Source organism: Acinetobacter sp. YH12021, from assembly GCF_013420145.1.
Classification (GTDB): Bacteria; Pseudomonadota; Gammaproteobacteria; order Pseudomonadales; family Moraxellaceae; genus Acinetobacter; species Acinetobacter towneri.
The window spans coordinates 1-20992 of sequence record NZ_VOYT01000027.1; the positions used below are offsets into that span (position 1 = coordinate 1).

The 20992-nt window shown below is 40.9% G+C and carries 16 protein-coding genes; 13 read left to right on the top strand and 3 right to left on the bottom strand.

Features of this window, described 5'->3' with window-relative positions:
* Window positions 1-112: 112 nt before the first annotated feature.
* From FTT91_RS13355 to galE, 10 genes are all read left to right on the top strand, one after another.
* Window positions 113-406: a glycosyltransferase gene (locus tag FTT91_RS13355; RefSeq protein ID WP_180169611.1), complete on the top strand. Its 294-nt coding sequence runs from the start codon at window positions 113-115 to the stop codon at window positions 404-406.
* Window positions 407-1675 carry an O-antigen ligase gene (locus tag FTT91_RS13360; protein WP_180169612.1) on the top strand — a complete coding sequence of 423 codons (1269 nt, stop codon included), beginning with the start codon at window positions 407-409 and terminating at the stop codon, window positions 1673-1675.
* Window positions 1669-2280 carry a sugar transferase gene (locus FTT91_RS13365; RefSeq protein ID WP_180169613.1) on the top strand — a complete coding sequence of 204 codons (612 nt, stop codon included), beginning with the start codon at window positions 1669-1671 and terminating at the stop codon, window positions 2278-2280. Before FTT91_RS13360 ends, FTT91_RS13365 begins: the two co-directional genes overlap by 7 nt.
* A complete protein-coding gene (locus FTT91_RS13370; protein WP_180169614.1) occupies window positions 2273-2929 on the top strand; it encodes an acetyltransferase in 657 nt (218 codons plus the stop codon). The genes FTT91_RS13365 and FTT91_RS13370 overlap by 8 nt, the downstream gene beginning before the upstream one ends.
* A gap of 39 nt (window positions 2930-2968) precedes the next feature.
* Window positions 2969-4144 (top strand): DegT/DnrJ/EryC1/StrS family aminotransferase, encoded by a 1176-nt coding sequence (locus FTT91_RS13375; RefSeq protein ID WP_180169615.1) that lies wholly within the window; start codon window positions 2969-2971, stop codon window positions 4142-4144.
* A gap of 259 nt (window positions 4145-4403) precedes the next feature.
* Window positions 4404-6278 (top strand): nucleoside-diphosphate sugar epimerase/dehydratase, encoded by a 1875-nt coding sequence (locus FTT91_RS13380; RefSeq protein WP_180169616.1) that lies wholly within the window; start codon window positions 4404-4406, stop codon window positions 6276-6278.
* Between the two features lie 88 nt (window positions 6279-6366).
* Window positions 6367-7248 (top strand): UTP--glucose-1-phosphate uridylyltransferase GalU, encoded by an 882-nt coding sequence (gene galU, locus FTT91_RS13385; RefSeq protein WP_180169617.1) that lies wholly within the window; start codon window positions 6367-6369, stop codon window positions 7246-7248.
* 83 nt (window positions 7249-7331) lie between these two features.
* Window positions 7332-8600: a nucleotide sugar dehydrogenase gene (locus FTT91_RS13390; RefSeq protein ID WP_180169618.1), complete on the top strand. Its 1269-nt coding sequence runs from the start codon at window positions 7332-7334 to the stop codon at window positions 8598-8600.
* Between the two features lie 14 nt (window positions 8601-8614).
* Entirely contained in the window at window positions 8615-10321 is a 1707-nt protein-coding gene (pgi, locus tag FTT91_RS13395; protein ID WP_180169625.1) for a glucose-6-phosphate isomerase, read from the top strand.
* Complete coding sequence (gene galE / locus FTT91_RS13400) at window positions 10314-11336, top strand: UDP-glucose 4-epimerase GalE (protein WP_180169619.1); 1023 nt, start codon at window positions 10314-10316, stop codon at window positions 11334-11336. Before pgi ends, galE begins: the two co-directional genes overlap by 8 nt.
* Before the next feature lie 94 nt (window positions 11337-11430).
* On the opposite strand, the gene FTT91_RS13405 is transcribed toward galE, so the two are convergent.
* The gene (locus FTT91_RS13405; RefSeq protein WP_180169620.1) at window positions 11431-12801 is read right to left on the bottom strand and encodes a phosphomannomutase CpsG; all 1371 of its coding nucleotides are present in this window, start codon (window positions 12799-12801) and stop codon (window positions 11431-11433) included.
* A 213-nt stretch (window positions 12802-13014) separates the two neighbouring features.
* Here FTT91_RS13405 and FTT91_RS13410 point away from each other — a divergent pair, with 213 nt between their 5' ends.
* Complete coding sequence (locus FTT91_RS13410; RefSeq protein ID WP_180169621.1) at window positions 13015-14253, top strand: hypothetical protein; 1239 nt, start codon at window positions 13015-13017, stop codon at window positions 14251-14253.
* Window positions 14254-14418: 165 nt separating this feature from the next.
* Here the strand turns inward: FTT91_RS13410 and tnpA are convergent, their stop codons facing one another.
* Complete coding sequence (gene tnpA / locus FTT91_RS13415) at window positions 14419-14817, bottom strand: IS200/IS605 family transposase (RefSeq protein WP_004970281.1); 399 nt, start codon at window positions 14815-14817, stop codon at window positions 14419-14421.
* A gap of 59 nt (window positions 14818-14876) precedes the next feature.
* Between tnpA and FTT91_RS13420 the strand changes: the two genes are divergently transcribed.
* Window positions 14877-16184, top strand: a complete 1308-nt coding sequence (locus tag FTT91_RS13420) for an RNA-guided endonuclease TnpB family protein (RefSeq protein WP_180169622.1) — start codon at window positions 14877-14879, stop codon at window positions 16182-16184.
* 116 nt (window positions 16185-16300) lie between these two features.
* On the top strand, window positions 16301-19525 hold the full coding sequence (locus tag FTT91_RS13425) for a DEAD/DEAH box helicase (protein ID WP_180169623.1): 3225 nt from the start codon (window positions 16301-16303) through the stop codon (window positions 19523-19525).
* Between the two features lie 17 nt (window positions 19526-19542).
* On the opposite strand, the gene FTT91_RS13430 is transcribed toward FTT91_RS13425, so the two are convergent.
* Window positions 19543-20832: a type II toxin-antitoxin system HipA family toxin gene (locus tag FTT91_RS13430; protein ID WP_180169624.1), complete on the bottom strand. Its 1290-nt coding sequence runs from the start codon at window positions 20830-20832 to the stop codon at window positions 19543-19545.
* Window positions 20833-20992: the final 160 nt, after the last annotated feature.

Genomic DNA, 20992 nt, shown 5'->3' on the forward strand with positions numbered 1-20992 from the left:
CGACTCATGAGTGCTCGGTTATATGCGGGCCAATTGGTTGTGCGGTAGATTTTGTGTGTAGGCTTCTTCATTTGAAAATTATATCGCTGAAAAAGCCTTTACAGATAGGTTTGTGCAACAAAGCCCTAATAAACTATCAGATTATTTTTGCTGTGGGTTACCTATTATAAGTTGTCAGCAATCTGAAGAAGTTAAGGAATTGCTAGCTTTGGGCGGTGGGGTGCAATATTGTGCAAATAATGCTGCCGATTTAGCTAAACAGTTAATTAGGTTATCACAAGATCGTGAAACTTTAGAGAAAATGTCCTTAGTAAATCAAAATATTGCAAAAGAAAGATTTCTAAGAGATATTTCTTATAATGAAATTTCTCATTTAGTTGATAAACTTATTCTTAGTGATAAATAGATGAAAATAGCTCAACATCAATTATATGGTTTATTACTTTATGTTAGTTCTAGCCTAATTTTAGTAGGACCATCTTTATCTACAAAAATAGGTATTCCTAGACTTGACACTGCACTCATGCCTTTATTTCTTGTGCTAAGTATAGTTGGCATTTTTTTTAATAAATTATCTAAAGATACTTTTATTATTTTAGTGTTTTCACTTATCATGTGCTTACTTTCATTTAACTCTTTAATACTTAATTTTAGTATTGAAAATTTATTAGATTATTCTTTTTTTTATTTTTTTATTTCTTTATTTTTTTATGGGGTTATATACTTTGAAGATAATTGTTTAATAAAAATTAGACAGTTTTTAGTGTTTTTATCTTCGATTATTTTAATAGGGTTTTTTTTAGAGTTGATATTTAAGGTTCAATTAGTTATCGGCAATGAAGAGTTGGAAGTATCGGAAGGTGCTTTTAAGGGGTTTTTCTTTAATACTAACGATCAAGCTGTAGTCTCGACATGTTTTAGTGCATTAATTACTTTCTTTTTTATTCTAAATGAACATAATAAAAAAATTAAAGCTTTAGGTTATTTTTTAGTACTATTATTGGGAGTAGTGGTTTTTGTTAGTGCCTCACGTGCCGCTATTGTGGGATATATTACTATTCTATTTTTAGTATTATTCTTGAATTCAAAATCTTATATTAAAGTTTTATATTCTATTTTAGGTATAGGGTTTTCTAGTTTTCTCTTTAATCCTAATTTTTTAAAACCAATTTTTAATTTCTTAGTTAATTTTAATTGGCTAGAGCGTTCTATAGTAAGGCTTGAATTAGCAATATTTGCTTTGGATGAAGATAATTCAGTCACTTATAGAACTGAAATTTATAAAAAATTTTTTGAAAATTTTAAAATTTTATGGGTTGGATATGGTCCACGAAATTATCAAGAATACTTTAATTTAAATCCTTTAAGCTATTCATTGGGTTATAGAAATCCCCATAGTTTCTTTATAGAAATGTATTTGGCATTTGGTCTTTTTTCTTTTATTGCTTTATTAGGCTTGATATTTTACTCTTTCTGGATAATTTTTAAAAATAAATTTTTAACGTTAAATCAAAAAATATTTTTTATCTTCAGTGTAATTTTGTTTTGTTGGCTGGTATGGATTCCATCATCTATACTTAGACTACCACTTATATGGTGTCTGATACTTTTTATAGTAATTTATTCTATACATCATAAACGTAATCATCTAAACACTTCGAGTTCAAAATGCTAAAACGCCTCCTCGATATTATTATTGCTTCTATTGCCCTGATTTTACTGTCACCATTGTATTTTTATGTGGCACATAAAGTGAAAAAAAATCTAGGTTCGCCTGTTTTATTTCGTCAGGTACGCCCAGGTTTACACGGCAAACCTTTTGAAATGATTAAATTTCGCAGTATGAAAGACGCCGTAGATGCTCAAGGCAACCCCTTACCAGACAGTGAGCGATTAACTCCGTTTGGTAAAATGTTGCGTTCTAGTAGTCTGGATGAAATGCCAGAACTCTGGAATGTCATTAAGGGCGATATGAGCATCGTCGGACCACGCCCACTACTCATGGAATACTTACCATTATATAACCAAGAACAAGCCAAACGCCATTTAGTCCGCCCAGGTATGACAGGGCATGCACAGGTCAATGGACGTAATGCCATTAGTTGGGAAGAAAAATTTAAACTCGATACGTGGTATGTCGAAAATCAATCAGTCTGGTTAGATTTTAAAATTATGCTAAAAACAGTAGAAAAAGTACTTGCCAAAGATGATATTAACGAAGCAGGCGAAGCGACTATGACTAAATTTACAGGTACACAATCGGATCAACAGCATGACTGATCTCTATGCTGTTTATGGCGCATCGGGCTGCGGTCGAAGTCTAATGCCGGTTGCCAGAGCACAATTAAAACGCGCTGGTATAAAGGCTGAAATTGTCTTTATTGATGACGGCTTAAGTGCAGAAGCCATAATTAATTCACACCGCGCCATGAATTATGCGGCATTTAAAGCACACCCAGCGACTCAAAAACAGGTGTTGATTGCCATTGCCAATAGTCAAGTACGTGAAAAAATTTCAAGACAACTTGAACAAGATGCAATTGAGCTCTGGAGTGTTCAGGCAGATAATGTCGTACTGATGGATGAGGTTGAAATTGCCGCAGGTGCAGCACTCAGCCCTTTTGTGAGCATTACCTCAAATATAAAAATTGGTAAATGCTTTCATGCCAACTTATATAGCTATGTAGAACATGATTGTGTGATTGGTGACTTTGTGACTTTTGCCCCAGGGGTTCAGTGTAATGGCAATATTCACATTCATGACCATGCCTATATTGGTGCGGGTGCGGTGATCAAACAGGGTACGCCAGACCAACCTTTAATTGTTGGTCGGGGGGCGGTGGTTGGTATGGGCGCAGTAGTGACTAAAAGTGTACCTGCAGGTGTGACCGTTGTTGGTAACCCTGCGCGATTGTTGAAAAAGAACTAATTTTTTAAGACGAATACGATTAATATTTTAGGATAAAGCATGTTAAATACTGCATTTGAACCATGGCCAAGCTTTACTCAACAAGAGGCAGATGCCGTATCTCAAGTTTTACTGTCCAACAAAGTTAACTACTGGACAGGGCAAGAATGCCGCAAATTTGAAAAAGAATTTGCCCAATTTGCGCAAACCCAATATGCCGTGGCACTTGCCAACGGTACTGTCGCTTTGGATATTGCACTAAAAGCCCTGAATATTGGCGCGGGTGATGACGTGATTGTCACTTCACGCACCTTTTTAGCTTCGGCAAGCTCCATAGTTACAGCAGGTGCAAACCCAATTTTTGCAGATGTAGAACTCGATTCACAAAACATTTCTGCCCGTACCATTGAAGCGGTACTGACTCCAAATACCAAAGCCATTATTTGTGTGCATTTGGCAGGCTGGATGTGTGATATGGACCCGATTATGCAACTGGCAAAAGAAAAGGGTCTATATGTGATTGAAGACTGTGCCCAAGCGCATGGTGCGATGTACAAAGGCAAATCTGCAGGCTCAATAGGACATATTGGTGCGTGGTCGTTCTGTCAGGACAAAATTATGACCACAGGTGGCGAAGGTGGAATGGTCACCACCAATGATGAACAGCTATGGAAAAAAATGTGGTCGTATAAAGACCATGGTAAAAATTACGACAGCATTTATCACAAACAACATCCACCAGGGTTTCGCTGGTTACATGACTCATTTGGTACTAACTGGCGCATGATGGAAATGCAAGCCGTGATTGGACGTATACAATTACAGCGCATGCCAGAATGGACACAAAAACGTACCGAGCATGCACAGCGCATTTTGGCAGTCTTTCAGGACAGTCCATATTTTACTGTGCACTATCCAGACAGTGACTATGTACATGCCAACTACAAGTGCTATGTGCAGGTCAATAGCGAACAGTTACCTGCAGGTTGGTCACGTGATCGTATCATGGAGGAAATTAATGCCCTGAATGTACCTTGTTTTAGCGGTTCATGTTCAGAAGTGTATTTAGAACACGCCTTTGATGGTACAGCATGGCGACCTGAACAGCGTTTGGTCAATGCACAGCAATTGGGCGAAACCAGTTTAATGTTCTTGGTTCATCCAAATTTAAGCAATGACAGCATAGAAAAAACCATTGCAGCCATTCAGCAGGTGATACAACAGATGGCAGGCTAAGCCATACTTGTGATGCAGCCCTCAAGTGGTGATCTTCATCTTGTGATAGCGCGCAAAGGGCTGCATTAGGTTGGTTGTTGTAGCTTTACATCATTCGGCTATTGCAGTGCGATAGAGTCATCTAATTCTTAAACTGAAACTAGAGTAAAATATTGCAAAGTCATATATCTTACTTTTATAAAAATAGTGTGAACTGAACGTTGTTTTAAGATGTCTCATCCAAAACATCCTCAGTAAAAAAATTGAGAAGCCTCATTCCGTGAAATCCATTATCGAACCTGCTGTAGAATCCCCCCGCTTAGTCAAACTCGCATTTTTAATGGTGCTGGACTTTTGTGTATTTCCTGTCTTGCTGTGGCTATGTTATGTCATCCGCCAGTTTGATTTAGGCGCAGAAGTGGTGCCCAACTTGGCTTTTGGTTCGGTATGGGTAAGTGTGATTGCCGTTGTATCGCTGTTTATTTTTGGGGTATATCGCTTTATTGTGCGCACCTACAGCGAACTGTTTATGGTCAAATTGGGGTTGGGCACTTCTTTGACGGTGGCAGGGTTGTATGCGCTGGCTTATTTTACCGATGCCTTTATCCCCACTTCTATTCCGCTCATGTTCGGATTTCTCATGTTCGCATGGGTTTGGTTTAGCCGCGGTTTTATTCGCTTTATCGTGCGTTCTTATTTACAGGCCGATGTACAAAAAAAACGTGTGGCGATTTATGGTGCAGGCAATGCAGGTCAGCAAATTGCAGCAGCACTCTACAATTCCGATGAACACTTACCCGTATTATTTATAGATGATGATCCCTCACTCACTGGGCAGCAGTTGGGCCGTTTAAAAGTCTATGATGCAGAAACAGCATTAAAAGTCATGCCGAAAAAGCATATTGATGAAATTTTGATTGCACTGCCTTCTGTCGGGCGGATGCGTAAAAGCGAGATCGTCAAATTCTTAGAACCTGCACATATTAAAATTACCGAAATTCCAGGATTAACCAAACTGGTCGATGGTGAAATTCGCGTATCGGATATTCAGGAAGTCGATATTATTGACTTGCTCGGGCGTGACCCTGTGCCGCCAGTACCCGAACTGTTGGCTAAAAATATTCAAGACAAAATGGTCTTGGTCACAGGCGCGGGTGGTTCCATTGGTTCTGAACTGTGTCGCCAAATTGTCAAAAATAAACCCAAAGCCTTGGTGATTTATGAACTAACTGAGTTTGCTTTATATAGCATTGACAAAGAATTACGCTTAAATAGCGATGTCACGATTATCCCAATTTTAGGTTCAGTGCTAGAGCAGGCCAAACTAGAGCGAGTGATGGAACAGTATAGGGTTCAGACGGTGTACCATGCGGCTGCTTACAAACACGTGCCCTTGGTAGAATGTAACCCATTGGCAGGTTTGAAAAACAACGCCATTGGTACGGCATTTAGCTTAAATGCAGCGGTCAAAACAGGTGTAGAAACCTTTGTACTCATATCTACCGATAAAGCCGTGCGTCCAACCAATGTCATGGGGGCGTCTAAACGTATGGCAGAATTGTATTGTCAGGCGATGGCAGAAGCGCAAGATCAGACCCAAATTAGCATTGTCCGTTTTGGGAATGTCTTGGGTTCATCGGGTTCGGTGGTGCCGTTGTTTAAACAGCAAATTGCCAAAGGTGGACCCATTACCGTGACTCATCCTGAAGTCACCCGTTACTTTATGACCATTCCAGAAGCCTCACAATTGGTCATTCAGGCGGGTGCTTTAGGTCAGGGGGGCGATGTATTCCTGCTGGATATGGGGGAGCCTGTTCGCATTCAGGACTTGGCCCGTCAAATGATTGCACTAAGTGGTTTAAAAGTACGAGAAACAGGCAGCCAGGAAGGTGATATTGAAATCCAATATTCAGGCTTACGCCCAGGCGAAAAACTTTACGAAGAATTGTTGATTGATGCCGATAATACCGAAGTGACCCAGCACAGTCGTATTTTGCGTTCTTATGAAAAAATGTATCCGTTGGATGAATTGCTGATGGTGTTTGAGCGTATGCATGACTTAACCGCAATTCAAAGTGATATCGACTGGGCTTTAGCACAGCTTGAACACTATGTGGATGGTTATGTGCGTGGGACAGAAATTAAGGTGAACTAAATTTCAAAAACTAAGTTGAAGTAAGTCAGTTCAACTTGTTGATGAGTAAAATTTAACTAAAAAATTTGTGTGAAATTAGGTATCTGAGATGATTAAAAAAGCCATTTTACCCGTTGCAGGTTTAGGCACCCGTTTTCTGCCTGCCAGTAAATCTATCCCTAAAGAAATGGTGACTGTGGTCGATCGTCCTGCGATTGAATATGTGGTGCGCGAAGCAGTGGCAGCAGGGATTGAGCAAATTATTTTGGTGACCCATTCCTCTAAAGCCTCCATTGAAAACTACTTTGACCGTAACTTTGAGTTAGAAACAACTTTGGAGCAAAAACAAAAACTAGATTTGCTCAAAGAAATTACCGAAATTTTACCTGCACATGTCAGTGTGGTGAGTGTACGTCAGCCACAACCTTTAGGCTTAGGGCATGCGGTTTTATGTGCTAAATCTGTAGTGGGCAATGATGCCTTTGCAGTGCTGTTACCCGATGTATTGGTTAAAGATGATGCTGCACAAAATGACTTGGCACGCATGATTCAGCGTTTTGAGCAAAGCAATGCTGCACAGATTATGGTTGAAGCAGTACCAGATCATCTGGTCGATCAATACGGTATTGTCGATGTAGCCGCTGCACCCGCAGAAGGTGAAAGTGCCGTGATGCAAGGCATTGTCGAAAAACCTGCAGTAGGCACGGCACCTTCTAATTTATCGGTGGTGGGGCGTTATGTCTTGCCTGCAGAAATTATGACCTTGCTCGAAAACACCCCTAAAGGGGCAGGCAATGAAATTCAATTGACCGATGCCATTGCCATGTTGCAGCAAAATAGTGTGGTGGAAGCTTACCGTATGCAAGGTCAGACTTTTGACTGTGGCAGTAAGTTGGGTTACTTAAAAGCAGTGTTGCATTATGGGCTAGATCATCCAAAGTTAGGCGATGATTTTAAAGCCTTGATTGAAGAATTAAAGCTAGAGTCTTAAGGTGTAAAAATTGAGGGTGATGAAAATTCCTCTCAAGATAGAAACAAAATAACACTGTTAACCCAATACCGCAGGAACACATTTTGAAAGTCGCAGTCTTTGGAAAAACCCTCTATGCAGGCGTGATGTCTGCACTCTTGGCAGAATGTGGGCATCAAGTCTCTTGGTGCGATATCTTTCAGGATGTTGCCCATCCACTCGAACAGCAACATCTCAGCTTTCAAGACCAAGCCTTGAGCCTGTTATTACAACAACAATGCAGCAAGGGCTTTTTACACTATTGTGATTTTGCTGCATTGCCTTTAGATGTGGATGTGTATCTACTCAGTTTGAACCCGACTGAAGAAGCACACGCCTTAACCGTTTTGGGGCAGTTGCAACAACGTCCGATCATTCACCCTAAATTGATGATCAATGCCTCGACTTTGGGTTTAAATGGCACACAGCGCCTGCAAAAAATCTTGCCACAAGATGACTGGATGTATTTGCCCGACATGATTCAAGAGGGCAATGCTATTCAAAGTATGACCCGTGCACAGCAACTCACGGTGGGTTGTGAAAATGAACGTGCACAAGTCAAACTCAAAGAATTACTCCGCCCTTTATTTCCCCGTGCACAGCAATATCTGTTTATGCCCGTGTTGGATGCAGAATTTACCAAACTGAGTATTTCAGGCATGTTGGCGACTCGTATCAGTTATATCAATGACTTGGCAGTGGTGGCAGAAAAACTTGGGATTGATATTGAACATGTACGTCAAGGCATGGCGGCAGATAGCCGTATTGGTGCATCGTATATGTATCCTGGTGCGGGGTTTGGTGGTGAAAACTTTAGTCATGATATTTTGACCCTTGCCAGTACCGTATCGACCACAGGGGTGAAAAGTCAGCTGTTGGCGCAGGTCTGGGACATTAACGAACAACAAAAAGAACTCTTGTTTAGAAAGCTTTGGAATTATTATCAGGGCGATTTAAACGGCAAAACTGTGGCGATTTGGGGCGCGGCTTTTAAAGAAAATACTGCACGGGTGCAACATTCTCCCATTCATGTGATGTTGCCTGCTTTGTGGGCGCAGGGTGTGACAGTCAAATTGCATGACCCACAAGCCTTGCCTGAAATTGTGGCACAGTATGGTCAGCGTGATGATCTGATTTTATGCGCAGACCAATATCAAGCGGTAGAGGGGGCATCGGCATTATGTGTGTTGACTGCGTGGAAACAATATTGGAGTTTGGATTATCCAACTTTATTAAAGCAGATGCAGCATCCACTGATTTTGGATGGTCGCAATATTTATGATCCTGAATTTGTGAAGGCACAAGGTTTTGCTTATATGGGAGTCGGTCGCTAATGATTCGTAGCACAATGCCACAGACGCAAAACTCGTTCTCCCAAAGTGACAATGCCTTGCCACAGTTACAACAATTACAGCAACAGTTTCAGCAGCTGCATTTAAATCAGCTATTTGCTCAAGATCCGCAGCGTTTTCAGCGTTTCTCGGTGGCTTTGGACAGTGTGCTGTTTGACTATAGCAAGCATCGGATTGACGCCAAGGTGTTAGAGACCCTGGTTCAGTTTGCACAGCAGAGTCAGCTTGCTGAGTGGATTCAACGTTTATTTTCAACGGCAACGGCCTCAGAGAAAATCAACTATACCGAACACCGCGATGCGATGCATTGGGCCTTGCGTTTGCCTGCGATCAGCCCAGCAGCAAGTGCTTCCGATCAGACCGATGCTTACGCTGCATTGACTGAGCAAGTGCATACCCAGCTTGAGCGTATGTATGCCTTGGTGGAAAAAATCCATGCAGGCCAATACCGTGGTGCCACGGGTGAAGTGATTCAGGATGTGGTCAATATTGGTGTGGGTGGCTCAGATTTAGGCCCGTTGATGGTGACCCAAGCCTTATCTGATTTTAAAGTGGCAACTGAAAAACCACTAAATGTACATTTTGTGTCTACCATGGATGGCAGCCAGCTATCCGAATTGCTGCATCGTCTGCGTCCTGAAACCACTTTATTTATTATTTCTTCCAAGTCTTTTGGCACCATTGATACCTTATCCAATGCGCAAACGGTGAAACAATGGCTGGAAAAGGCCTTGGGTACACATGCGCAAATTCTGAAACATCACTTTATTGGAGTGTCGACCAAAGCAGATAAAATGACCGCTTGGGGCATTTGTCCTGAAAATCAGCTCTTGCTGTGGGATTGGGTGGGTGGTCGCTATTCGTTATGGTCGTGTATTGGCTTACCGATTGCCCTGACCATTGGCGTTGCGGGTTTTCAGCGGTTTTTAGCAGGTGCACATGCGGTTGATCAGCATTTTCAAACGGCTGCATTTGATCAGAACATCCCAGTGCTGATGGGCTTGCTGGGGGTGTGGAATAATAATTTCCTAAATATTCAGACTCATGCGGTCTTGCCTTATGATGGACGTTTAAAATACTTCGCTTCGTATTTACAGCAATTAGAAATGGAATCGAATGGCAAGTCGATTCAGCGTAATGGCGAGGCGGTGAGCGTCGATACTTGCCCGATTGTTTGGGGTGAGGTCGGGCCGAATGCACAGCATGCGTTCTATCAATTGTTGCATCAAGGGACACATGCGGTCAGCTGTGATTTTATTGCCCCTGTGCAGCGTTATAATGCCAATCAATTTACCTATGCTGAAAATGCTGAGGCTTTGGTAGAGCAGCATCATTTGGCCTTGTCCAACTGCTTGGCGCAGTCGCGGCTTTTGGCCTTTGGTAATCAGGCTTTAGATCAGCAGGAATTAGATGGCTTAGCGGCATATAAGCAGTACAGTGGTAATCAGCCAAGTAGCAGTATTTTATTGCAAGAACTCAATCCGTATAGCTTAGGCATGTTGATTGCCCTTTATGAACATAAAGTTTTTGTGCAATCAGTATTGTGGAATATCAATCCTTTTGACCAATGGGGCGTAGAAAAAGGCAAGGAAATTGCTAATCAGCTCTTGCCTATTTTAAATGGGCAGCAACAGGATTTATCGGCATTAGATGCATCGACCCAAGGTTTATTAAAAATTTTATTAGGAAAAATAGATGGCTAATATTTTAGTCACAGGCGGTGCGGGCTATATCGGTTCACATACCTGTGTTGAGTTGCTGAATGCAGGGCACAGCGTGGTGGTGCTAGATAATTTGTCCAATAGCTCGGCAGAGTCATTGGCGCGGGTGCAGCAACTGACGGGCAAAACCTTGCAGTTTATTCAGGGTGATATTCGTGATGCTGCTGCTTTGGATGCTGTGTTTGCTGCACATCAAATTGATGCAGTGATTCATTTTGCAGGACTCAAAGCAGTGGGAGAAAGCCAACAAATTCCACTGAGCTATTTTGACAACAATATTGCGGGTTCAATTAGCTTGATCCAGGCGATGCAACGCGCGCATGTGTTTAAACTGGTGTTTAGTTCATCGGCTACAGTATATGATGAAGCCAATATTTCGCCGTTACATGAAGAGATGCCAACGGGCATGCCAAGCAATAACTATGGCTATACCAAACTAATTGTAGAACAGCTTTTACAAAAAGCAGCCCTTGCCGATGCACGTTGGTCGATTGCGCTATTGCGTTATTTTAATCCTGTGGGGGCACATAAAAGTGGCTGCATAGGTGAAGACCCACAAGGTATTCCAAATAATTTAATGCCTTATGTGACCCAAGTGGCGGTGGGACGTCGTGAAAAACTGTCAATTTTTGGGCAGGATTATGCCACACCAGATGGTACTGGTGTGCGAGATTATATTCATGTGGTCGATTTGGCCAACGCGCATTTATGTGCCTTGAATAACCGTTTGACTGCCCAGGGTTGCCGTGCTTGGAATATTGGTACGGGTAATGGAATTTCGGTGCTGCAAGTGAAGAATACTTTTGAACAGGTCAATGGTGTGCAGATTCCATTTGAGTTTGCACCACGTCGTGAAGGCGATGTGGCGATATCTTTTGCAGATAATAGCCGCGCCTTGCAAGAACTGGGCTGGACACCACAATATGGCCTAGAAGATATGTTGACTGATAGCTGGAACTGGCAAAAGCAGAATCCGAATGGTTATCGTCAAAATTAATCATTCTAGCCATACACTCAGCCACAAAATTTAGGGCATATAAAATGGGAGTCAGTTTTGACTCCCATTGTTTATATTATTTTAATTTTTCAGATTAAGCTTGAATCAATTGCGTCAACTCATCCACATAGTCCTGCATCGGGCGGGGATTGTGGTCACGACGGCTTTCAATATTTAAGCGCAATAAAGGTTCAGTATTTGACGCACGCACATTCAAACGCCATGCCCCAAAGTCAAGACTCACGCCATCGGTTTGGTCAATTGCTGGGTTTTGGCTAGCATAATGCTCAAAGATTTTTTGGATGGTGGCTTGAGTATCGGCCACTTTAAAGTTAATTTCCCCCGAACATGGGAATTTGGCAATCATTTCTTCGACTAGATTTGATAGTGATTGTCCTGTTTCAGACAATACCGAAAGCACCAATAACCAGGGAATCATGCCGCTGTCACAATAGGCGAAATCACGGAAATAGTGGTGTGCGCTCATTTCACCGCCGTAAACGGCATTGTGCTCACGCATCACATCTTTAATAAAGGCATGTCCAGATTTAGATTGAATTGCTTCACCTTGATATTGTGCGACCACATCAAAGGTATTCCAAACCAAGCGTGGGTCATGCACGATTTTTTCGCCTGCTTGTTTGAGCAAAAACGCCTGTGCCAATAAGCCGACAATATAATAGCCTTCAATAAACTGGCCTTTTTCATCGAACAAGAAACAGCGGTCAAAGTCACCATCCCACGCAATGCCCATGTCGGCTTGATGCTCTAATACGGCATTGCGAGTACTGTCACGGTTTTCCACTAAAATTGGATTCGGGATACCATTGGGGAAGGTGCCATCGGCATCATTATGAATTTTGACAAACTCAACAGGGATATTCAGGGCTTTAAATTTTTCTTCAATCGCATCGACCACATGTCCTGCAGCGCCATTGCCTGCATTCATGACCAGTTTCATTGGGTGAATTTTGCTAGGCTCGATATACGTCATTAAATGTTCAATAAATTCAGGCAAAATATTGTAGCTTTGAGTGCTGCCTTTGTGTTCAACAGGGGTGAATTCGCCTGATTCTGCCAAAGCCTGAATGTCTTTTAGGCCTGTATCGGCACTAATCGGGCGCGCATTTTCGCGTACCAACTTCATGCCGTTGTAGTCCATGGGGTTATGGCTGGCGGTTACTTCAATGCCACCTTGCACATCTAAATGAAAAGCCGCGAAATAAACTTCTTCTGTGCCTGTCATTCCCAAGTCGAGCACATTGACCCCTGCATCATTTAAACCACGAATGGTGGCTTGCTTTAAGCCTTCGCTGCTAAGACGAATATCGCAACCAATCGCAACGGTTTTGGGTTGGTAAATTTGTCCGTAAGCACGACCAATTTTATAGGCAATCTCTTCATTGAGTTCTGTGCCCAATTTTCCGCGAATGTCATAGGCTTTAAAACAGGTTAATGTGCTCATGTATTGTCCTAAATATTTGGAAAAATCGTATTGCTGCCTATGATAATCGAACTGTGTGTAATGTGCTGTATAGAATGGAAGATCAATTGCTTGAAGATGTTTCAGGTCAAAGACTATGGATGAGAAAAGATGTGGTGATGGGCAAAGGCGTTTTTAATGAGTAAGAAGTTGGTTAAAATACGGCTCAGACTTATGTGTTCGATATGATTGAAGATGGAATTACAGAAAAGTACTTTAGAGCCAGAGCAGAAACTTTCTGCGCCACAGAAAAAATTTCAGAAACTATGCCAAAAAATTGAGCAGGAACAGCTACGTTTGAATGAATGGCAGACCGCACAAGCCGATATTCAGGCACGTGCCAGCCGTGAAATTTTACCGACTTATGCGCAATTGCGTGAAGTTGTATTTCAGCAAATTCAACAATTGCTTCAGCAAAAACAACAAAAAGTGACGGCAGCCCAGCAAACTAAGCTGGATCAAAAAATTGAGCAACTCAGTTTACAACTTTTGGATTCGCAGCAGATGTCTACCGAACAAGTTCAGTTTTTAACAGAATTGCTGAACAGTTATGGGCATCATATTGAATTGCTAGACACAGATGATGTGGATTTAAGATCTGAAGCTAAAACAGCAACAGAGTCAGAAGACGAAAATGTTGAACAATGTGAACAAAATAGTTTTGAACATGATGAGTCTGAACAAGAGCGCTTGGCACAGCTCAAGCTAGAAAGTTTGAAGCATTTTCTTTGTGAAGAATATGACCTAGATCTAGATTTTTTTGATTTTCAGCATGATCCATTAGATTTAGATGACTTTATAAAAAAATTTGAACAAAAAATGCAAGAACAAGAGGAGCTGGATTTTTTAAGTCAGTTGAGTAGTGCGCAAAAAGCTTTTGCCGAACAGCAAATTGCCCGTGAAAAAGCCAAAGCAGCAAAAAAACAGCAACAGCGTGAAGAAGCCAAGAAACTAGCAAATCAGTCCATTAAAGCGATTTACTTAAAAATTACAGCGTGGATTCACCCAGATCGTGAGCAAGATGAGCAGAAAAAACAAGAAAAAACCGTATTGATGCAGCAAGCCAATCAGGCTTATGAAGCCAATGATTTATTGACATTGTTAAATTTGCAAATTCAGTTGGGTCAGCAGCATAATTTGTCTTTCGCCAATCAACAATTAAAAGCGTATAACCTGCTTTTAGAAGAACAGTTAGAAACTTTGCAAATGCAAGTAGATGACATTATTTACTCTTTTAATTGGAGTCAGTTTTTATATTCTAACCGTAAAATTAAAGTGCAGGATTTGTATCGAAAATATGAGCAAGACTATCGACATGTTCAACAAAAACTGGCTCGAGCGCAAGAGATACTGGAAAAATATCAAGACCTTAAACAATTAAAGCAATTGATGCGCAGTCAATATGTGTGGGAAATGCATGCTGTGATGATGTAGACATATTGAGGTTTGGCTTTGAATGTTTATGCAAAAAGTAGTCTTTATTTACAATATTCCTTTTGAGTGAATCCAAGTTATGCTCAGGTTGGGCCGTTCGGCTACTATCTCCAAGTGAAAGAGGACTCCACCCGTCAGTCAGGGTGGAGGTGAATTTCACAAATTTCAACCTTGTTGATTCTGAATATATTGTTTGATTATTTCCAAAGGCGCACCACCACAAGACCCTGCAAAATATGATCTTGACCATAAAACAGGTTTTGTATAATTCCCTCTCAAGTCTAAAAACTCATTTCGCATTCTTCTACTTGTTACAGACTTTAAATTATTAACCAATTTGCTTAACTGTACCGTTGGTGGATACTGAATAAGCATGTGAACATGGTCGGATTCACCATTACATTCCTTTAATTCAGCATCAAAATCTTTACATATTTCAGTTGCACACTCATTGAAATATTTATGATGCAACTCACCTAGTATTTTTTTTCGATATTTCGTTATAAAAACTAAATGAACATGAAGATTAAAGGCTGAATGTCTGTTTTTATATATCTCACTCATTGAAAAAATATACCTAAAATGTTAGAATCAGCACCATATTAACAGATACACACTCATTAATGAAAATCAACAAAGCGTATAAATTTAGGCTTGAGCCTAATGTCGAGCAAGAGGTTATTTTAAATAATCTCGTTGGCTCTGCACGCTTTGTTTGGAATCAAATATTAGCAATTTCATTTGAAATGTTTGCTCAAAATAAACACATTAATGCGGTGAATCTAGTAAAAAAGATAACAGCACTGAAAAAGAATCCTCAGTTTAGCTTTTTAGATGGAAATTCAAATGCTGTGTCACTTCAACAAAAAGTTCGTGATCTTGCATCAGCATGGGGGAAGTTTTTCAACCCTAAAGAACATGCTCGACTAAAAGAAAAAAAGCGCAAACCTAAGAAACCTAAATTTTTTAAATTGGCTTATGGTACTGAGGTTGAGTTGCGCCCACTTATGCCTAGATTTAAGAAAAAATCAGACGGTTATGATTCCATTCGCCTTGTACAATTCGATAAATACTGTTGGGTTAAAGGAAATAAACTCAAACTCCCTAATGGCGTAGGTGTTATTAAATTCAGGAAGTCGCAAGAGATTCTAGGCACAATAAAAAATGTGACGATCAGTAAGGTGTCAGGACGTTGGTACGTTTCATTCTGTACTGAAACAGAACTTACTGAAATGCCGATCCACCCATCAAAATCAGCGATTGGTGTTGATCTTGGTGTTAAGAAATTAATCACTACCTCAAATGGTCAGGTCTTTGACCCGATCAATAGCTTTAAAACCAATCAGATTAAATTAGCTAGACTTCAACGGAAGCAGAGAAAGAAAGTTAAATTTAGTCAAAATTGGAAAAAACTGAATTTTAAAATCAATAAACTACATCATCACATTGCCAATATTCGTCATGACTACTTGCAAAAAATCACTACAACGCTCAGCAAAAACCACGCAATGATTGCTGTTGAGGATTTAAAAGTAGCAAATATGTCGAAGTCAGCAAGTGGCACAATCGAAAATCAAGGAAAGAATGTAAAAGCTAAGTCAGGCTTAAACAAATCAATCCTAGATCAAGGTTGGGGCATGCTCGTTAGTATGTTGGAATATAAGCAACAATGGCGAGGTGGATTACTTGTAAAAGTTGATCCGAAGTACACAAGTCAAACCTGCTGTGAATGTGGTCATGTAGCAAAAGAAAACCGACAAACTCAAGCTAAATTTGAGTGTGTCGGATGCGGTTATGTTGCGAATGCGGATTTAAACGCATCTCGTAATATATTGTCGGCAGGACATGCCGTTTTGTCTGTGGAGGGTGGATGCGGTAAAGGTCGCCCTAAGAAGCAGAAAGCAAGCGAAATCCGTGAGGAAGTCGCCTAAGAGCTTTGCTTTTAGAATCCCCCACTTGAGTGAAAACGAAAGTGGGGGGAGTATGTCAAGCTAAACGCATTGATAGGGAAACGATTGAGTTCTTTGAGGAAAAAGACGGGGTTACGATGTATGCCCAAATTGAAGGGACAGATTATTACGATACTGCAATTACCTATAATCCCCAAAAAGACCGTTTAATCGATGACGACTGCACTTGTCCGGTTGGATATAACTGTAAACATGCTGCTGCTTTAGCGCGGTTATTCTTTCAGGAATATCGCCAGGAATTTCAGCAGCGTTATGCTGACTCTCAATCCCCGCAGGGAATCGCAAAACGCCTACGGGGGGATGATCAGGCACAGCGCTGGTTGAATGATTTTAAACGGTATTTACAACAGACTGAACCAGAGCAATCTGTCAAAACAAACAATTATTTAATTTACCTGTTAGATCAGTCTGTCAGCTTAAAGAAATTGACAGTTGATGTTCAGAAGGCCAGACGCAATAAAAACGGCTCAATTGCGGGGGAAAGTTATTATACCCAATATGAAAATATCACCAGAAAGCATCTGACTTTACCTGAACAAAAACGACAATTATTTAACCAGATTTATTATTATGCCAAAATAAACAGTGACGAACGTTTTTATCAAAGCAATCTTGATATCTCCGGAATTTTATTGGAGCATTTCAAATCTTTTATTCAAAGTGGCGATGTGTACTGGCAAAAAAAGAGCCATACTGCACTTCAATGGTCAGAACAAGGCTATCACATCGAACTGATCTGGCAACAAGGTGTAAACAAACAGACAGAGCATTTAAATATTGAATTGGTCAATGGTGATATTCGACTCGATTTAAAATCAAATCCACATATCCAAATTCTCGCTAGCCAGCCACCGTGTTATGTGGATATTCAACAGAACACGGTGGGCCAGTTATATGGTGAATATACGGCAAATCTTCTGTACCATTTTTTACAGATGCCTGATCTTCCATCTATGCTCTTGCCAGAGTTTGAGAAACTGACTCATCAATATTCAGACGTGAAAAATCTGCCTCAGCCCGAGTCTATTCAGCATATTGATGTCCTTGAGGGTAGTCCCCAGCCAATTTTACGCTTCGGTGTTTTAGATAAATTTGATTGGAAATGGGAAGAGTCTGTTTGTGCTGAAATTGAATTCTCCTATGCAGGCGGGCGAATTAAAGCAGGTACATCAGGTGACAGTTTCATTGGTGAGCAGCATGACAAAATGGTGCGACAGCTTCGGGACTTAGTTCAGGAACAACAGTCAATCCAGCGTTTACAGCTATTGGTCGAATCACTGAAGTGGGTGAAAGATCTTAGTTATGACCAGCAATTAAAACTGGATAAACAACGTCTCGATTCTATGGTTTTTGCTTTCTATGGAGACTGGATCAAACAGCTGATGCCCATCAATCAAATTGAGTTGATGGGCTGGCAGATAGAGCATCTGGAACACAGCCCCTTTAACCTGCAATATGTTGAAAATTTAAATATTTCTATCACTGAATCTGAAGGCCAGCAGGACTGGTTCAATATCGGGGCGACGGTTCAAGACAGTGCAGGCAATTCTTATAATTTACTTGATGCGCTCGTAGCTTTGGTGCGAGTAAATCCTGATTTACTTGATCCGCGGACTTTTATTCATCTGCATGACAGTCAAATTTTCACCGTGAAAACTGCAGTTGATCAACCTGATTTGGCGCTATCCGCTAGGGATATTAAGCCGGTATTATTGCATCTGCAGAGCATTTTACAGCAAGAAGAGCGCAGTATTGATCGCTATGATGCGAGTCAATTATTAGAATTGCAGCATAATCTTGGGATGACATGGCAGGTCAGTGATCGCCTGCAGCAATTTGTACAGAAATTCAAACAAGGCTATCAGCAACAACTGCCGACACCACAAGGTTTTCAGGGGGAGTTGCGTCCATACCAGCAGCAGGGCTTAGGCTGGTTACAGTTTTTAAGGGAAACCCAGCATGGCGGGATTCTGGCAGATGATATGGGCTTGGGGAAAACAGCACAAACTTTAGCCCATTTACTCATGGAAAAGCAGGCTGGATATTTGCAGGACAGTCCCGCCTTAATTGTTGCACCCACATCGCTGATGCATAACTGGTTCAAAGAAGCGGAGAAATTTACCCCTGAGCTCAAGGTATTGCTGCTACAGGGGCCCGACCGCCATCAGAATTTTGAGCAGATTCCGCACTATGATATTGTGTTAACCACCTATCCGCTTCTAGCGAGAGATGAAGAACAACTAAAGCAATATGAATATCATCAACTCATTTTGGATGAGGCGCAGAATATCAAAAATCCGCGTGCCAAAGCTGCACAGGTAGTACGCCAATTAAAAGCACGACATCGTTTGTGTCTAACAGGTACCCCGATGGAAAATCATTTGGGTGAACTGTGGGCACTATTTTATTTCCTGATGCCAGGATTTTTATATTCACAAGAAATTTTTAATAAAAAGTACCGTCATCCGATTGAAAAGCGCGGTGATGAGCAGTTAAGACAAAAGTTGGTCAACCGGATTAAGCCCTTCATTTTACGTCGCTTGAAAACTGACGTAGCCAAAGAGTTGCCAGAAAAAACCACGATTGAAGTCAATATTGATATGAATGACCAGCAATCCAAGTTATATGAGGCTGTTCGTGCCACGATGCAGGCAAGCATTCAGAAAATTGTGGCAGAAAAAGGCTTTAAACGTAGTCAAATTCAAATTTTAGATGCCTTACTGAAGCTACGTCAGGTGTGCTGCCATCCTAGCTTACTAAAGCTGGATTCAGTGAAAATTGGACAGGCGCATTCTGCCAAACTTGAACAGTTGATGGATATGGTCGTTCCAATGGTGGAAGAGGGGCGAAAAATTCTTATCTTCTCTCAGTTTACCTCAATGTTGGAACTGATTGAACAACAGTTCCATCACGCAGAAATTGGCTATGTGAAGCTGACTGGAAAGACCAAAAAGCGAGATGAAGTCATTACAGCGTTTCAGTCTGGACAAGTGCCGGTATTTTTAATCAGTCTGAAAGCAGGAGGGGTCGGTTTGAATCTAACTGCCGCAGATACGGTCATTCACTATGATCCATGGTGGAACCCTGCTGCTGAAGATCAAGCTTCAGATCGTGCATGGCGGATTGGACAGGACAAGCCAGTATTTGTGTATAAGCTGATTACCAATAAAAGCATAGAAGAAAAAATTCTTGCCTTACAGCAAAATAAAGCAGAACTGGCACACTCTATTCTAAGTACCGATCATGAGGGCGAAGCGAAACTGACGGAAAATGACGTGATGAACTTGTTTGAGAAATTTTAGTTTGGTTTCAGATTACCCTAATCATCTGTAAGTATCTGAAAGTCTGGATGCAATTTTTTCCAATGTTCTCTTAATTTTTCTTTATGAGCAGGAATCATAGGTAAGTCTAGTAATAGCACTGGCCATACTGACCGTGCTTTGTCCATGATCGCGTGAAGTTGTTTTTCAATAACACGCCATGGAACACCGACTTTTTCAGCCCATTCTTCAAAGTGTTTCATCTCAGCTAAATACCAATCTTTATTTTTGGCAAGATTTAAGGCGAAATGACGCTTATTTTCAATATATACACTTGTCATCAATATATCGTATGCAGGGGATAATCTTGGCGTTGTTTTATCGTGATAAATCATACTCCAGTTCTTTAAGTGTGCATCTCCATTGGCGAGTAAAATATTGACGAGTAAACGGCTGGCAAATTGCTGAATATCAAAAATTTTGTTATCTGAATAGTGATAAATGATCTTACCGATCTGCTCATAATTTGTGGTGCTGTATTTCTGGTGTGGATATGAACCAAAGATCTGAGCAAAATCTTCAATATGAATAAGCTCTGTAGTATTAGCAGTACTCTGCCTATCGAATCTCTTAATTGCAAAAGCATATTGCTCTTGGGGTAGATTTAATGGTGGAAGGTCTTGTAAGAGTGCCATATCTACCAAACGAATCTCTGGGATATCTATTCCGACCATTTTGGCAAGGATCATCATAGAGTATTCATTCAGCGGAACAAAAGCATGTCTGGTAGAAGGAGTTTTGACAATCCAATCACCGAGTAGGCTGGATTCCGTTGTCTGTGCTAATGTAAAACGCCCATCTTTGGCTTTCATGGAAAACTTCATTTGGACGCCAGCCAAGGAAAACTTATTATTTGTCCGAATCTCTTGTTTTAATATCTGATCTGGATTCGAGATCTGAAGCTTAAATTTTATTCCATCTGGGATTTCTTCTGGATCTACTGGGGTTGCAATCAGTGCCCCAGGTAAGTCATGACCTAAAGCTGCCAATAACTGAAATTCATTGTCTATATGTATTTTGAGGCTTTGTGCTATGAGTTCGCGTAATGCACCTTCTGGTAGCAGATTTGATAGCAAGGGGTGTAAGCGCTGATGTGTAACATAGGTCTTTTCTAAAATCTTATCCGCTTGAGGATATAAAGGGGAAGTAAGCAAGCTCAAGGTCGGACGTTGCTGATCCAAGTGAAAAGAATCTCTGAAAACCAGAATATTTTTTCCGCTCTGAAATCCTGCCAAGTATCCAACGACAACATGATGTAATGTTAATTTCAGGACTGCAACAGTATTCATGGTTCCTGTTCCTTAAAATGTATTCAAACATAGTCAAGGACTAATTCGCACTCTGTTAATGTCTTGTTGCCAAGCGTGTAACTAGAGCCTGAGTCGGTCAGTTCCGACTTGTAGCGGTCAGTCCGTTCTTGCAATATACGCTTTACAGTTTTGTAAGGCG

What these genes read in the sequence shown, in the direction of transcription:
- FTT91_RS13405 (WP_180169620.1), bottom strand. Translation starts at nt 12,801, where the DNA reads ATGAGCACATTAACCTGTTTTAAAGCCTATGACATTCGCGGAAAATTG.
- galU (WP_180169617.1), top strand. Translation starts at nt 6,367, where the DNA reads ATGATTAAAAAAGCCATTTTACCCGTTGCAGGTTTAGGCACCCGTTTT.
- FTT91_RS13365 (WP_180169613.1), top strand. Translation starts at nt 1,669, where the DNA reads ATGCTAAAACGCCTCCTCGATATTATTATTGCTTCTATTGCCCTGATT.
- FTT91_RS13370 (WP_180169614.1), top strand. Translation starts at nt 2,273, where the DNA reads ATGACTGATCTCTATGCTGTTTATGGCGCATCGGGCTGCGGTCGAAGT.
- tnpA (WP_004970281.1), bottom strand. Translation starts at nt 14,817, where the DNA reads ATGAGTGAGATATATAAAAACAGACATTCAGCCTTTAATCTTCATGTT.
- FTT91_RS13425 (WP_180169623.1), top strand. Translation starts at nt 16,301, where the DNA reads ATGTATGCCCAAATTGAAGGGACAGATTATTACGATACTGCAATTACC.
- FTT91_RS13410 (WP_180169621.1), top strand. Translation starts at nt 13,015, where the DNA reads ATGGAATTACAGAAAAGTACTTTAGAGCCAGAGCAGAAACTTTCTGCG.
- FTT91_RS13360 (WP_180169612.1), top strand. Translation starts at nt 407, where the DNA reads ATGAAAATAGCTCAACATCAATTATATGGTTTATTACTTTATGTTAGT.
- galE (WP_180169619.1), top strand. Translation starts at nt 10,314, where the DNA reads ATGGCTAATATTTTAGTCACAGGCGGTGCGGGCTATATCGGTTCACAT.
- FTT91_RS13430 (WP_180169624.1), bottom strand. Translation starts at nt 20,832, where the DNA reads ATGAATACTGTTGCAGTCCTGAAATTAACATTACATCATGTTGTCGTT.
- FTT91_RS13375 (WP_180169615.1), top strand. Translation starts at nt 2,969, where the DNA reads ATGTTAAATACTGCATTTGAACCATGGCCAAGCTTTACTCAACAAGAG.
- FTT91_RS13420 (WP_180169622.1), top strand. Translation starts at nt 14,877, where the DNA reads ATGAAAATCAACAAAGCGTATAAATTTAGGCTTGAGCCTAATGTCGAG.
- pgi (WP_180169625.1), top strand. Translation starts at nt 8,615, where the DNA reads ATGCCACAGACGCAAAACTCGTTCTCCCAAAGTGACAATGCCTTGCCA.